Below are 13,776 nucleotides of genomic sequence, written 5' to 3'. Positions count from 1 at the left end.
TACAGGGGCTGTCCGAAAAGTAACAGGCTTTTAAGACAGCCCTTTTTTTGCATCCAGTGAGTATATTCCACCGCTTCGGAGTTCACAGTATGAAGATGTTTTATAAAATCAAAAATATAGTCGAAAAGATTGTAGATACAATTGCAGTTCTTTTTTTTGTAACTGTATTTGCATTTGCCTTATTTCAAATCATAATGAGATGGTCCTTTAATAATCCCCTGTCCTGGTCGGAAGAATCAATCAGACTTATGTATGTGTGGATTTGCTATCTCGGCTGGACTATTGCCGCAAGAAAGAACAGTCACATACGGATCACCGCCGTAATAAGAAAACTGCCTGCTTCCGGCCAAAGGGTTCTCAATATTTTTAATAACCTGCTGGTTATGCTGTTCAGCGCTCTTATGGTTGTATACGGGAATCAGCTTACGACAAAGGTGGCTCGGCAAACGGCAGTAACCGTTCCCTTTATAAAATTCAGTATCGTATATGTTATTACGCCGATTTGCTGTGCGCTTATATTTATATACCAGATTATGGAAATCGGAGAACATTGGAAACATAAAGACGGAATTAAAGAGGAGGAGACAACATGACAGTGATTCTTATTTTATTCGTACTGCTGCTTTTTACCGGTTTACCCTTATTCGTAAATTTAGGGCTCAGTTCCTTTTTATTTATGTCGATAAAAGGCTTTAATCCCGTAATCGCGGTTCAAAGAATATCAATGGCCGCCAACTCTTTTACTCTGCTTGCCGCACCCTTTTTTATCATTATGGGCAATATAATGAACAAAAGCGGTGTTACTCAGCGTATGTTTAAATTTGCAAATATCCTGGTAGGTAACCGAGCCGGCGGCCTCGGGCATGCAAATATTTTAGCTTCAATCCTGTTTGCAGGTATGAGCGGTACCGCGGTTGCCGATGCGGGAGGCTTGGGCACCATTGAAATAAAGGCTATGAGGGATGCAGGCTATGATGACGATTTTTCCTGTGCGGTTACTGCGGCATCTTCGGTAATCGGACCGATTATTCCGCCGTCGCTGCCGATGGTTATTCTTGCCGTTTCTGCGGAAGCATCGATAGGCCGCTTATTTATCGGCGGTATAATTCCCGGCGTGATTATGGGTTTAACGATGATGGTTATAGTTGCCTATTATGCCAAAAAACGGAATTATCCGCGCCTTCCCAAACCTTCCGCACGTGAAATATGGGTTGCTTTTAAAGATGCATTCGGTGCAATACTTGCACCGATCATTCTTTTTGCGGGAATATTCAGCGGTATATTTACCCCTACCGAAGCGGCTGTTGTCGCGGCCTTTTACAGTTTGATTTTAGGTTTATTTGTATATAAAGAACTCAAACTGAAAGACCTTCCTGAAATAATCCTTTCAACAATAGAGACTACGGGAGTTGTTCTCGCCCTTGTAATGACGGCAAACGTTTTCGGCTATGTCTTGACCGTTTCACAGGTACCGCAAAAATTATCGATGGCATTGTTATCTTTTGCGCATTCCAAATTTCTTATTTTGCTGATTGTAAATCTGTTTTTAATTTTTATCGGAATGTTTATGGAAGGAACTGCGGCAATTCTCATACTCACTCCGATTTTAATTCCGGTTATGACGGGTGCAGGGCTGGACCAAACACATGCGTGTCTTATTATGATTTTAAACTTGATGATAGGTGTGGTAACGCCTCCGGTCGGTGTCGTACTCTATGTTGTAGCAAATGTGGCAAAGGTCGGTTTTGAACGTGTAACAAAAGCAATTTTACCCTTTTTGATTCCGCTATTTATAACACTCATACTCGTAACGGCAATACCTGCTCTTACAACATGGCTGCCGAATCTCTTATTCGGCAAACCGCTTTAATGTGCTGTTTACGGTGATAACGTAAAACAGAGGAGGATATATGAACAAACTTTTAGAAAAACTGAATACGGGAAAAACGGCGATCGGCACACACGTAACACTGACCGATTCTTCAATTACGGAAATGATGGGCGACATCGGTTTTGATTATATTTGGATTGATACGGAGCATTCGGCAATCGGCCTTGAAGATCTTGAACACCACCTGCTTGCCTGCAGGGCTACGGGAACTCCAGCCCTTGTAAGGATTCCATCGGTTGATGCAATCAAAGCAAAGCCGGTTCTTGAAATGGGTCCCGACGGAATTGTGTTTCCGCAAGTAAACTCATATGAGCTTGCTTTAGAAGCGGTAAAAGCCTGCATGTATCCGCCCAAGGGAAACAGGGGGTTCGGGCCCAGAAGGGCAATGCATTTCGGTGCAAATATGACGCTTGCGGATTACCTTAAAACGGCGGATCATATTCTGAAGATTCTTCAATTCGAACACATTGACGCTCTAAAAGATTTGGACAGGATTTTGTCAATTGAAGATTTGGATGTTATTTTACTGGGGCCTTGCGATCTTGCCGCTTCGATGGGACATATAAACGACTGGCATCATCCTGAAGTTGAAAAGGTTGTTGATGAACTTTTTTTGAAAGCTCATAATGCCGGAAAAAAGATCGGCGTTTCATTCGGTGCCTGTGATGCGGATGAAATGATGCGGTATAAAAGACGGAATGTCGATATGATTTCGATAGCAGCCGATACGGATTATATAGTCAACGGAGCAAAACAAACATATAAAACAATGACATCCGTATTTTAACACACCGCAAAATAAAAGTCGGAACTTGTTATTCCCTATCCAGTAAAGCTTTTGCTTTGGTGCGAATCGATGAGGCCTTATTGTCGTCGGCTATCTCCTGTACAAGGCCTTTAAGCGCGGGATAGGGATTTTTTTTGTATATATCCAAGCCGGTTCCCTTTGTAGCCGCATCGGAGCTTTTCAGATAGGCTTCGCATACGGGTTCAAATACTTTATTCTCATACCGTGCAAACTCCTTTCCCAAAGCATAACGAAGATTCTTTTTTTTATCGTCGCCTGCGGTTTTGAGGGCAAGCTCTATAACAACCTCGGTTCCGTCCTTTACTTCATATTTTAAAAACGAAGCCGCAATTTTCGCTTTTAAAGCGTCGCCTTTTTTTTCATCTTTTAAAAGACCGATCATATAGTCGATACCGCCTTTATCGGCGAAAAAAGCAAGGACATCAAAGCAGGCATATTTGACGGCCGATTCCGAGTCGTTTTTTGCGCGATACAACAGCGAGGGGGCGGCTTCGGTGAGCTTTTGTTCTTTGACGGCCGAAACCGCTTCCATGCGCACCTTATAGTGATTATCCTTCAAAGCCGCATATAAAACGGAACGCGCCTCATCGGAGGTATTATGTGTAAAGCCCTTTACAACGTATCGGCGCAAATTGGGGTCGGTACTGTCAAAGAGGCGAAGGAGAATAGCCGAAGCGTCTTCGGGCCGGATATTACCGATAGCCTCGGCCGCATACATACGCACAAAGGCGTTTTCATCTTCGTTTTCGGCCGCTTCCACAAGAGCATCCCATGTTTCTTCGGCCCGTAATTTTCCGAGCGCTTTTACGACGCTTTGCTTTTGTATTAAACTTAAATCGCCTGAAAACAATTCCGCAAGAAAGGAGGCATCTTCTGCAGAACCGACTTCGCCGAGAGCATTAACGGCGGATTCAAAAAAGTCTTCGTTTTCGCTTTCTATAATCGAACGCAGGAACGCGGCCGCTTCGGCGATTTTAAGCTTTTGGGCGTACTTCATCAGCAAAATCACCGTCGATTTTTTTTCGTCATAGGGGTCTTCCAAGATACCGAGAGCATAGTCCCTTAAGCCTTCGTATTTAAATTCGGTATAATACATAATGATTTTATCTTTGAGGGCGGTACTTTTCGCCGAGGTAAACACCGTATGCACATCGGATAAAAAATCGCCGTTTTCTTCTTTTATGAGGGTATCGACCAGATTAATCACTTCGCTTTCAAGACCGTATAAGAGGGTATCTTTACGTTTTTCATCCTGAGTTTTTTCATCGTCGGCCGAAAAGACAAGGGCACACACGAGTAAGAGTCCACAACACAAAACAAAAATGCGGCGGATTTTTTTCATCGCTTTCCTCCGTAACGCTGTACAAAAGACCGTCGGTAATCGTTAAAACGGTTTTCGCTTATTGCCGTTCTAATCTCTTTTATCATTGTATGCAAAAACGCAAGATTATGATAGCTTCCCAGCATGCAGGCACCCATTTCGTTTTGTTTATATAAATGATGAAGATAGGCGCGCGAATAGTTTTTACAGATTTTACAGCTGCATTCGGAATCTATCGGAGAAAAATCGCAAGCATATTGTGCTTTTTTTATTGCAATCGGACCGTCCTTTGTAAAATAAGAGCCGTTTCGTCCGTTGCGGGTCGGAAGCACACAGTCAAACATATCGATACCCTCGCCTATCGCCGCCAATATGTATTCGGGGGTACCGATTCCCATAACGTAGCGCGGTTTTTCGAGGGGTAAAAGAGAAGCTGTATAATGTAAAAATTCTTCATATACCTCAGGCGGTTCTCCGACAGATAAACCGCCGATTGCAATTCCTGAAGGATTTAATGAGGAAACAAAGTCGGCGCTGCGCTTGCGTAAATCCTTATAAAAGTTTCCCTGCACAATCGGAAACAAAAAGCCCTTATAGCCCTCATCGCGGCGTTTTTCCCAGCGCTCGCAGGCACGTTTTGTCCAATCTTCGGTAATACGCAAAGCTTCAAGGGCTTTTTTTTCGGTTATACCGTAACCGGTACATACATCAAGCTGCATTTGAATATCGCTTTGGAAACGCGCTTGAATATCGACAACGCTTTCAGGCGTTAAAAAATGTTTTGAACCGTCTATATGGCTTTGAAAACGCACTCCTTCCGGAGTAATTTTGCGGAAGGGAGCAAGAGAAAAAACCTGAAATCCTCCCGAATCGGTTAAAAAGTTTTTATTCCACCGGGAAAAACCGTGCAAACCGCCCGCCTTTTCCAAAACATCGGCTCCCGGACGTAAATACAGGTGGTAGGTATTCGCCAAAATAATTTCAAAACCGATTTCGTTTAAATCGTCTTTTGTAAGTCCCTTTACAATTGCATTTGTTCCTACCGGCATAAATACGGGTGTTTGTACGATTCCGTGGGGCAGTTTCAAAACACCGCAGCGTGCAGGAGAATGTGCATCCGTATGAGTACGGGTAAAAATCTCTTTCATGTCTTTACAGTCCTTTAAAAATAATCGGTATTTTTACATCCAATAATAAAAGCAATTGAACAGCCTTAAAAGTTACGCACGGCTAGGTTCGCGCAAATCGAAGCAAAACAATGCTGATGAGTGTAAATAAAAAGACGGGAAACCATGCGCCGGCAAAGGGCGATATATAGCCGAATTGTGCCAAAAGCATTGTAACCATTTGCGTTACGTAAAAGGCGACTGCGGCACTGACGCAGGAAACCAAACTGATGAGTAAAATATTTTTTCGCGATTTTCCCGCCAAACCGATGGATAAAAAAACCGATATAAAGGTGATAAGAGGAAAAGCGAATTTTTTGTGGTATAGGGAAGAGGCTTCGGCATAAGGAAGTCCGGTACGTTTTAATTTATCGATATATTCCCGCGCTTGAGCAGTGCTTACTTCTTCAACGGAAATCGAAATATTTTTAAATGTATCGGGTACCTCTTTACAGATAAAATCGCTGCCTTCCAAAAAAAATATCTTATCTTCTTCGTGTATATAGGATACGGCATTCGATAACATCCAACGGTCGGTATCCCATAAAGCGCTGTCGGCAGCTATAATGCGCTCAAGAGTTTTATCTTCACGGCGGATAAAAATCATAAGGTTGTATAAACGCTGATGACGGTCATCATAGTAATCGGCACGGTAAACGACACGGCCGCCCTCCGACAAAGCGACGATACGATCATTGTCGTACGAAACCGGTTCATTGAGGGCCGAGCGCTGTGCTTCAATTTTTCGGGCATAAAACGGAACGGCAACCCTGTCTTCAAAAAAGAAAAAAGCGACGCTGAGTAAAAGCGAAAGAAACAATAAGGGCAGCGTAAAGCGAAACAGCGAAATCCCGGAAGCGAAAATAACGGTCAGTTCATTTGAGGCGTGAAATGAACTCAGCGTAAAAGCCGCACCGAATAAAACCGCAAGCGGAACGGCAAAAGAAACCGCCTTCGGCAGGTAAAAAAATGAAACACGGGCAATCATTTTTAAAGATGCGCCTTCGAGTAAATAGCGCCATAAATTACCGAGCAAGTCCACCAGGAGCAATATAAAACAAAAAAATACAAGGGCGCCGAAAAAAAGAGGAATAAACTTTTTTAATATATAGCGTACTAAAATCATTGGCGCATCAGTCTTATAAAAAAAACAAGGGAAAAAAAAGCAACCAAAAAATTCGGAATCCACATTGCCCAAAAACCGTTTAATCCGTTTCTGAAACCGAACTGCTGACCTAAGATCATCAATGCCCAATAAAAAACGGCTATAATTACACCGATAATAAGGCCGACTGTTTGTCCGTTACGCCGGGCAAACAAAGCCGCCAGGGGAAAGGCTAAGAGAGCAAAAAACAAAGACCCGAACGGAAGCGAAAATTTACGGTAATATTCGATTCTGTATGAATTACGTACAGCCGGATTTACACCGCTTTCGCCGGTATCCATTTCTTTTAATTTCAGTTTTAAATCGTGAGAAGTCATTTCCTGAGGATTGACGGCACCGAAACTCGGTAAAAACGACGAAGAAAATATATTTAAAACGGTATGGTCCGAGACAAGATAATCAAAGGAATCACGGTTATCGTTATTAAAAAAAAATGCAAGCGTATTTTTCATATCCAATTGCATAATAACCGCGTCATCCTTATGCGGTACAATATCGGCCCCCGAAGAAATAACAGCACGCTGATTTCCTGAAGAATCCGTATCGAAAAGCAATAAATCGGATACATGACGTCCGGAAACATCTCCGATAACGAGGGTCGAATTTTGCGTACGCTTTATCGAATAGGGCTCCAAGGCGACTGCGGGATTCGATACAAGAATGGACAAGTATAGTTTGTTGTATGAAATCGTTCCCAAGGGAATAAGATAATCATTGACCATAAAAGAAAAGATTGAAATAATCAATCCGGTAACGGCAACCGGAATTAAAAAAAAGTAGGGAGAACGCCCGCAGGATCTCATAACAAGAAACTCTTTATCCGTTACCATTCGTCCTATGCACATTAAAAATCCGACCAGGGTTGCAAAGGGAGCGGATTGGGCTATGATAAAGGGAAGAGCGTAAAAAATAAAGAGCGCAACTTTGGTAAGCGGCACCCGCTTTTCCAGTATGTCCGCCGCATTTAAAAGAATGTGATTGACAAAAAAAATCAAAAAGAAAAATAAAAAAGCGACGATAAAATAACCGATAAGTTCACGAAAAATATAACGCAGCAGCACGGCCTTCATACTGCGCCGCGGTAAAAAAAGGGCGGCACAAAGCGAAAAAAAGTATCGTATTCTTTTACGCACCGCCATGACATCAAATAAAAAAGACGGTTTTAACAAAGAATCTTTCATACCCCCGTACTTCCGAAACCTCCGGCTCCCCGCCGTGTAGAAGAAAGTTCCCGCACCGCAGCGAATTCGCCGCGTAATACGGGAGAAAGAACCAACTGCGCGATTCTGTCGCCGTTTGACACGGTAAAATCTTCTTTTCCGTGGTTGATTAAAATAACTTTCACTTCGCCGCGGTAATCCGAATCTATCGTTCCCGGCGCATTTAAAACCGTAACGCCTTTTTTTGCCGCAAGTCCCGAACGAGGCCTTACCTGTATTTCATATCCTTCGGGGATTTCAAAACAAAGACCGGTAGGAACCGCGGCATAACAGCCGCTTTTTATACAAAGGGGTTCGCCGAGGAAGGCCCTTATATCGGCACCGGCTGCGCCCGCGCTTTCATACGAAGGAAGAACCGCCCCCTCGGGAGCAAGACATTTTACACAAACGGCACTTGATTTTTTTTTGTTTTCTTCGGTATTGCTCATACACCCGCACTCCGCATATCGGTAACCCGCCGGGGCAACCGATATATTTATATTTTCATATTCATAACCGCACGCACTTCTTCCAAAGTACAGGCGGCAATTTTTTGAGCTTTTTGCGCGCCGTCGGTAAGCACTTGACGGATATAAGCTTCATCGGCTTCAAGTTTTTTTCGTTCGGCGCGAAGAGGACGCAGTGTTTCGTTTAAAGCTTCGGTTAAAACGGCTTTTAACTTTCCGCCGCCGCCCTCGCCTATTTTTTCGGCAATAGTCTGCGGTTCTTCTCCCGTACAAAGGGAAATGAGCATCAAAAGGTTTGCAACTTCGGGGCGTTTTTCAGGCTCGTAAGTAATATGCCGCTCCGAATCGGTTTTCGCCTTTTTAATAAGGGCGGCCGTTTCGTCTTCAGTCGCCGAAAGCATAATCGCATTTCCGCGGCTTTTGCTCATCTTTTGACTTCCGTCCAAGCCGAGAATCGAAGGCGTTTTACTCAACAAAGCTTCCGGCTCCGGGAACACCGGTTCATCGGCACAAAACTTTTCGTTAAAACGGCGCGCGATTGTCCGCGTCATTTCCAAGTGCGGAAGCTGGTCTTTGCCGACAGGCACGAGGTTTGCCTTGCAAAATAAAATATCGCAAGCCTGATGCACCGGATAGGTATACATTCCCGCATTGACGCTTTTTAAACCGGCCGAGTTGATTTCTTCTTTTACCGTGGGATTGCGGCTTAACTCGGCATTCGTCACGAGGGTTAAAAACGGCAGCATAAGCTGATTCGCTTCGGGAATATAACTGTGCGGAAAAATAAAAACGTCTTCGGACGGCTTGATGCCCGCCGCAAGATAATCGATTGCAAGCTGCTTTGTATTTTGCGATATTTCGGCAAAAGCGTCGTGGTCGGTTAAAACCTGATAATCGGCAATTACGATATAAACCGGAATTCCCAAACCGGCAAGACGAACCCTATTTTGCAAAGAACCGAAATAGTGTCCGATATGGAGCCTTCCGGTGGGACGGTCTCCCGTCAATACCCGATATTTTTTCGGATTTGTCAATATATCCTGTTCAAGCCGATTACTGCGTTCAAGCGCGGCCGTATATGTATCCGCCATAAGTCCTCACTTCGTAGTATGTAATATCGTTTTATTATACCGCAAATATCGCTTTAGTGGAAGACAGGCGGTAAATCAAAATAAAAAATCGATTTTACGAAAAATCTAAAGGAAGTAATAAAAAAATCAAAGCGGCAGCACCTTTTAAAGCCATATATTCCTCATAACACGGATAAGTGATTTGTAAATTCTGTAGGTTATAAAATCGGCTATGCGAAAAAATATAATCTTTTATTTGTGAATAGAGAAATTTATTATTATTTATCAAAGAACCTCTCAAACAAATTATTTCGGGATTAAACAAATTGATAATTTCTGACAATTTTTTTCCGACATATATCCCTATGTCTCTTATCAGTTTTCGAGTAAATACATCATTATCATTTACCGCCTCAATAACGGATTCAATGGAAAGATTATTAATATTTTCCCGGGTATATTTTAAAACACGACTGTGAACTCCATGCATCAGACCGTCCCTGCATTTTTCAATAAGCGTTTCTACCGATACCATTTTTTCCAAACAGCCGTTTCGACCGCAATAACAAAGGGGGCCATTCGGATCAACAATAATATGTCCGAGTTCTCCGGCACAGCTTGAAGCTCCGGTATACAATTCACCGTTTGCAATAATTCCCATACCGACATCATGGCCTAAATTAATAGCAATAATATGTTTTAAACCTATACCGTTTCCAAAAAAGAATTCTCCAAATGCAAGAGCTTCAATATCTTTAATAATTTTTACCTTATAACCTGTCTTTTGTGAAATAATTTCCGCCAGCGGAATATTACTCCAATTTTGTATATATAGATTTTCCAGTGACATACCGCTAGCGCTATCAACACTTCCACCGATTGCAATTGTAACTCCCAAAATAGCTGTACGTTCTTTTGCCTCGGAATATCTTTTTATTATATTTACCATATTTTCTAAAAGAGTTTCTTTTTCAATAATTTCCGGAAGCTCTTCCGTCAAAAGAGAAGATACATTTCCTTGGAGATCGATCAAACCGCTTATCAGTCTGTTTTTTTCAATCGCGATAGAAATTACATTTCCGTATGCAGGATTCAATTCAATAAAAACAGGTTTACGTCCGCCGCCGGATGAAGATTGAATTCCTGTTTCTAAAATCAATGAGCACTCAAAGAGGTAATTTAAATAACCGACAAGGGCTGATTTTTTTATTCCCAACTCTTTCACAAGTTGATCTCTCGTAATTTTTTTATATCTTAAAATTGTCTTTATCAAAAGGTGTATTTTAGTGCAGTAATTGTACGTCATTACTCTCTCCGTATTACATAAATATAAAAATAACGTAATCCAAGGTTATTATTCAACCATGTTTATTTTAAAGACAAAAAGCAAACATCAATACTCCTATAACTTCCGTATAAAAACAGTCATTATAATTTATAAAATAAATTATAAATTGTAAAAACAAGGGATATAAATATAATAATAAACTATTAAATAATATAAGTCAATATATAATGTATATATTAAAATAAAACTTGACAAATCAATATTGTTGATATAGAGTATTACTAACAAACACAAAAGGGGGTCATTATGAAAAGACGTTTGATTATCTTATCATTTTTTTTACTTTTCGGTTTTGCTTTACTTTGCGCAAAAGGACAGACTGAAAAAAGCAACAGTATCAGCCTAAGCCATACAAATTGGCGGCCGGAAGATTTAAATGCATGGAATGCGATCTACAAAGAATTTGAAAAAGATGTACAAGGAATATCAATCCAAAGTACTCCCAGACCGACAGATCGATATTTCAGCAGTGTAGAAATTGATGCCGAAGGCGGTGTTTTAGACGATATGGTAAATATATGGCAAAATCGGGTTTGGAACAACAGTATGTTTAACAGAAAATATTTTATTGATTTATCCAAGTCAATAAAAAATATAGATAAAATGCCCGAACATCATAAATACAATTTTTCGACCGATTCCGGTACCATATTTGCCATACCTGTTGCATGCCAATATACCGGTATACTGTATAATAAAAAAATATTCAGAGAAAACGGTATAAAGGTTCCTAAGACATGGGAAGAGTTTATAGCTGCTTGCGAAAAATTAAAATCGAACGGTGTTACGCCATTAATGTTTCAGGGTAAAGATGCATGGCATATTCATTATGCCTTTGATTTAATGATGAAACCGTATTTGGGCGGTCCTAAATTTTTGAAGTCGTTATTGGATCATACTTATGACTTTAAAAATCAGGATTTTATAAAAGCTCTTGAGAGATTTTACACACTAAAAAAATTTTTCCCGAAAGATTTTATGGGATTAGGTTATTCGGATGCACAAAACATGACGGCGACCGAACAAGTAGCAATGTGGCCCGGCTGCGGATCATGGGAAGTATTAACATTAAAATCAATAAATCCCAACATAGAACTCGGTGTTTTTGCTACTCCTGTTGATCCCGGTATGACACCTTATGTAACAGTATTTACTGATACCGGTATTGCAATATCCAAGTTTTCATCACCCGAAAAACAAGAAGCAGCTTTGAAATTTATCAATTGGATTACTTCACCTGAAAAAGGAAAATTAATAAACGATCAGCTCGGATTCTTTAACGCATGGGATAATGATAAATTCAGTGATACGACATTGATGGAATATGCAGCATTAGCCGGAAAAAACGGTGAAAATATAGTTTCCGACTGGGCCATTTTGCTTTCCGATTCCAGCCCGACTGCAACCGACTTAATTCAAGTAGGCTTGCAGGACCTTATGAATGACAAAAAAAGCCCTCAAAAAGTTGCAGAAGCAATTGCTGCCGGACTTTCAGTTTGGTATTGATATTATAGCCGAATCCAGGGGAGAATGTTTATTTTTTTCTCCCTTGGATTTTAAAATTAATTATGGATTATCGACTATGGTACGGTCATTACAATCAAAAACAAAAAATATAATCTTTATTCTTTTATTTATCGCTCCTATATTTATTATATATACCGTTTTTTTTGTTTTTCCTCTTATCTCGGGATTAAAAGTTGTATTTTATGAAAGTAAAAATGCTTTTTTAGATCAATTTGTCGGTTTTAAGAATTTTCGGTTATTATTTAAAGAAGAAGTTTTTTTTTCACAGCTTATAAATGCAGTAAAAAATAATTTACATTTTTTGCTTATATCTTTAATCGGAGTTAATATCTTTGCCCTGATATTCTCCTTTAACTTCAGTATAGAAAAAATCAAGGGTAACCGATTTTTTCTGAACACCCTCTTTATTCCTCAAATATTACCTATTATTGCATTCGGCTATGTATGGTCCCTATTTTTTAACCCGTCTTTAGGTCCCTATGCTAAAATAATACAACTACTGAAAATGCCTGATGTGTTCTCAAATCTGTTAGGACGCGAACAAACGGCTCTATCCGTCATAGCATGTATTGAAATCACAAGACTACTTGGCTTTCCGCTGGTAATTTACTATGTCGCTATGAATAATATATCCGGTGATATTATAGATGCGGCGCATATAGACGGTGCCTCAAAAACTATGCTATTTTTCAATATTGTTATACCAATGTTATCACCTGTAATAATTATCGCAAATATTTTAATGTTTATAGGCTCTTTTATTTATTTTGATTTAGTATATACAATGCAAGGATATTTAGGCAGTCCGTCATATTCCACTGACGTATTGGGAGTATTTTTCTACAGGATAACGTTCGGCGGACACCACGGCGGCGGCTCTCCGGGTATCGGAGCCGTTATTTCCTTGTGTATGTTTGTACTAATGTTGGTTATTTCTCTAACCGGTATGTTTTTTTATAATAAATTAAATAAAAGGATTAAGTAATATGAATCGATACAAACATAAATATTTTTTAATATATATAATCCTAATTTTTTTCTTTTTATTGGTAATTTTTCCGTTTGTCATTTCATTAATGGTTTCGCTAAAAACAAATGTAGAAGTAATTACAAAACCGCTTGCCCTTCCGAAATCTCCCCAATTTAAAAATTATATACATGCAATTAAAAGAGGGAATCTTATAACGGGATACAAAAACAGCATTATAGTAACTTCCGCATCCTTAGCGATGATTGCTATTACCTGTATGACGGCATCATATGTATTGGCAAAATTTCATTTTAAGTTCAATAGAATAATCTTTTTATTTTTTACAGCCGGAATGATGATTCCCATGCCGATTTTGTTTATACCGCTTTTTAAAATGTTTGTAAATTGGGAGCTATATAATACCAGACTCGGACTTGTTTTAATCTATACTGCAAAAAGTGCACCCTTTGCTATCTTACTACTGACAGGATATTTTACGGAAATACCGAATGAATTATTTGAATCGGCCGATATAGATGGAGCATCTAATTTTATGAAATTTAGAAGTATTGCAGTACCTCTAACAGTCCCCGGCCTTTCCGCTGTATCGATATTTATTTTTCGCGATATTTGGAATGATTTTTTTCTTCCTTTGATTTTTATGCGTAAGCCTTCTTTACAAACTTTACAAGTAGGCTTATCGTGGTTTATGGGGCAATTCTCTTCACAATGGGGAATGCTTTACGCGACACTTAATCTTATAGTTATTCCCCTTATAATTATGTTCAGTTTATTTTCACGGAAATTCATCCAAGGAATGACCAGCGGTGCATTGAAAGGATAA

Annotated in this window: 13 protein-coding genes; 6 read left to right on the top strand and 7 right to left on the bottom strand. The window is 40.1% G+C overall.

All coding sequences use genetic code 11. The features are described 5' to 3' along the window. The first annotated feature begins 89 nt into the window (after positions 1–89). The 3 genes from V1L52_RS06365 to V1L52_RS06355 are packed head-to-tail and all read left to right on the top strand — an operon-like array spanning position 90 to position 2,678. Positions 90–593: a TRAP transporter small permease gene (locus V1L52_RS06365; protein WP_428771748.1), complete on the top strand. Its 504-nt coding sequence runs from the start codon at positions 90–92 to the stop codon at positions 591–593. Further along, entirely contained in the window at positions 590–1,870 is a 1,281-nt protein-coding gene (locus V1L52_RS06360; RefSeq protein ID WP_428771746.1) for a TRAP transporter large permease, read from the top strand. The genes V1L52_RS06365 and V1L52_RS06360 overlap by 4 nt, the downstream gene beginning before the upstream one ends. A gap of 40 nt (positions 1,871–1,910) precedes the next feature. After that, a complete protein-coding gene (locus V1L52_RS06355) occupies positions 1,911–2,678 on the top strand; it encodes an HpcH/HpaI aldolase family protein (protein WP_428771744.1) in 768 nt (255 codons plus the stop codon). Between the two features lie 28 nt (positions 2,679–2,706). Here the strand turns inward: V1L52_RS06355 and V1L52_RS06350 are convergent, their stop codons facing one another. The 7 genes from V1L52_RS06350 to V1L52_RS06320 all read right to left on the bottom strand — a co-directional run bounded on the left by V1L52_RS06350 (position 2,707) and on the right by V1L52_RS06320 (position 10,360). Beyond that, positions 2,707–4,041, bottom strand: coding sequence for a HEAT repeat domain-containing protein (locus tag V1L52_RS06350; protein WP_428771742.1), 1,335 nt, complete (start codon positions 4,039–4,041; stop codon positions 2,707–2,709). After that, complete coding sequence (tgt, locus tag V1L52_RS06345) at positions 4,038–5,168, bottom strand: tRNA guanosine(34) transglycosylase Tgt (protein ID WP_428771740.1); 1,131 nt, start codon at positions 5,166–5,168, stop codon at positions 4,038–4,040. The genes V1L52_RS06350 and tgt overlap by 4 nt, the downstream gene beginning before the upstream one ends. Positions 5,169–5,250: 82 nt before the next feature. Continuing rightward, positions 5,251–6,312, bottom strand: coding sequence for an LptF/LptG family permease (locus V1L52_RS06340; protein WP_428771738.1), 1,062 nt, complete (start codon positions 6,310–6,312; stop codon positions 5,251–5,253). Then, entirely contained in the window at positions 6,309–7,532 is a 1,224-nt protein-coding gene (locus tag V1L52_RS06335) for an LptF/LptG family permease (protein WP_428771736.1), read from the bottom strand. The genes V1L52_RS06340 and V1L52_RS06335 overlap by 4 nt, the downstream gene beginning before the upstream one ends. Further along, positions 7,529–7,999: a dUTP diphosphatase gene (gene dut, locus V1L52_RS06330; RefSeq protein ID WP_428771734.1), complete on the bottom strand. Its 471-nt coding sequence runs from the start codon at positions 7,997–7,999 to the stop codon at positions 7,529–7,531. The genes V1L52_RS06335 and dut overlap by 4 nt, the downstream gene beginning before the upstream one ends. 47 nt (positions 8,000–8,046) lie before the next feature. Beyond that, on the bottom strand, positions 8,047–9,108 hold the full coding sequence (gene trpS, locus V1L52_RS06325) for a tryptophan--tRNA ligase (protein ID WP_428771732.1): 1,062 nt from the start codon (positions 9,106–9,108) through the stop codon (positions 8,047–8,049). A gap of 94 nt (positions 9,109–9,202) precedes the next feature. Next, on the bottom strand, positions 9,203–10,360 hold the full coding sequence (locus V1L52_RS06320; protein WP_428771730.1) for an ROK family protein: 1,158 nt from the start codon (positions 10,358–10,360) through the stop codon (positions 9,203–9,205). 321 nt (positions 10,361–10,681) lie between these two features. Here V1L52_RS06320 and V1L52_RS06315 point away from each other — a divergent pair, with 321 nt between their 5' ends. Genes V1L52_RS06315 through V1L52_RS06305 form a run of 3 tightly spaced genes read left to right on the top strand, consistent with a single transcriptional unit; the run spans position 10,682 to position 13,776 of the window. Beyond that, entirely contained in the window at positions 10,682–11,941 is a 1,260-nt protein-coding gene (locus tag V1L52_RS06315; RefSeq protein ID WP_428771728.1) for an ABC transporter substrate-binding protein, read from the top strand. After that, positions 11,877–12,947 (top strand): carbohydrate ABC transporter permease, encoded by a 1,071-nt coding sequence (locus V1L52_RS06310; protein WP_428771726.1) that lies wholly within the window; start codon positions 11,877–11,879, stop codon positions 12,945–12,947. The genes V1L52_RS06315 and V1L52_RS06310 overlap by 65 nt, the downstream gene beginning before the upstream one ends. 1 nt (position 12,948) lies before the next feature. Then, entirely contained in the window at positions 12,949–13,776 is an 828-nt protein-coding gene (locus tag V1L52_RS06305; protein ID WP_428771724.1) for a carbohydrate ABC transporter permease, read from the top strand.

The sequence above is a fragment of the Treponema sp. HNW genome, assembly GCF_050320395.1.
GTDB lineage: Bacteria > Spirochaetota > Spirochaetia > Treponematales > Treponemataceae > Treponema_C.
This window is presented reverse-complemented; position numbering and strand designations above follow the sequence as displayed.

Bases quoted from the DNA above. Each gene is read 5' to 3' on its own strand.
- trpS (WP_428771732.1), bottom strand. From the start codon at position 9,108: ATGGCGGATACATATACGGCCGCGCTTGAACGCAGTAATCGGCTTGAA.
- V1L52_RS06360 (WP_428771746.1), top strand. From the start codon at position 590: ATGACAGTGATTCTTATTTTATTCGTACTGCTGCTTTTTACCGGTTTA.
- V1L52_RS06340 (WP_428771738.1), bottom strand. From the start codon at position 6,312: ATGATTTTAGTACGCTATATATTAAAAAAGTTTATTCCTCTTTTTTTC.
- V1L52_RS06365 (WP_428771748.1), top strand. From the start codon at position 90: ATGAAGATGTTTTATAAAATCAAAAATATAGTCGAAAAGATTGTAGAT.
- V1L52_RS06350 (WP_428771742.1), bottom strand. From the start codon at position 4,041: ATGAAAAAAATCCGCCGCATTTTTGTTTTGTGTTGTGGACTCTTACTC.
- V1L52_RS06310 (WP_428771726.1), top strand. From the start codon at position 11,877: ATGACAAAAAAAGCCCTCAAAAAGTTGCAGAAGCAATTGCTGCCGGAC.
- dut (WP_428771734.1), bottom strand. From the start codon at position 7,999: ATGAGCAATACCGAAGAAAACAAAAAAAAATCAAGTGCCGTTTGTGTA.
- tgt (WP_428771740.1), bottom strand. From the start codon at position 5,168: ATGAAAGAGATTTTTACCCGTACTCATACGGATGCACATTCTCCTGCA.
- V1L52_RS06355 (WP_428771744.1), top strand. From the start codon at position 1,911: ATGAACAAACTTTTAGAAAAACTGAATACGGGAAAAACGGCGATCGGC.
- V1L52_RS06305 (WP_428771724.1), top strand. From the start codon at position 12,949: ATGAATCGATACAAACATAAATATTTTTTAATATATATAATCCTAATT.
- V1L52_RS06315 (WP_428771728.1), top strand. From the start codon at position 10,682: ATGAAAAGACGTTTGATTATCTTATCATTTTTTTTACTTTTCGGTTTT.
- V1L52_RS06335 (WP_428771736.1), bottom strand. From the start codon at position 7,532: ATGAAAGATTCTTTGTTAAAACCGTCTTTTTTATTTGATGTCATGGCG.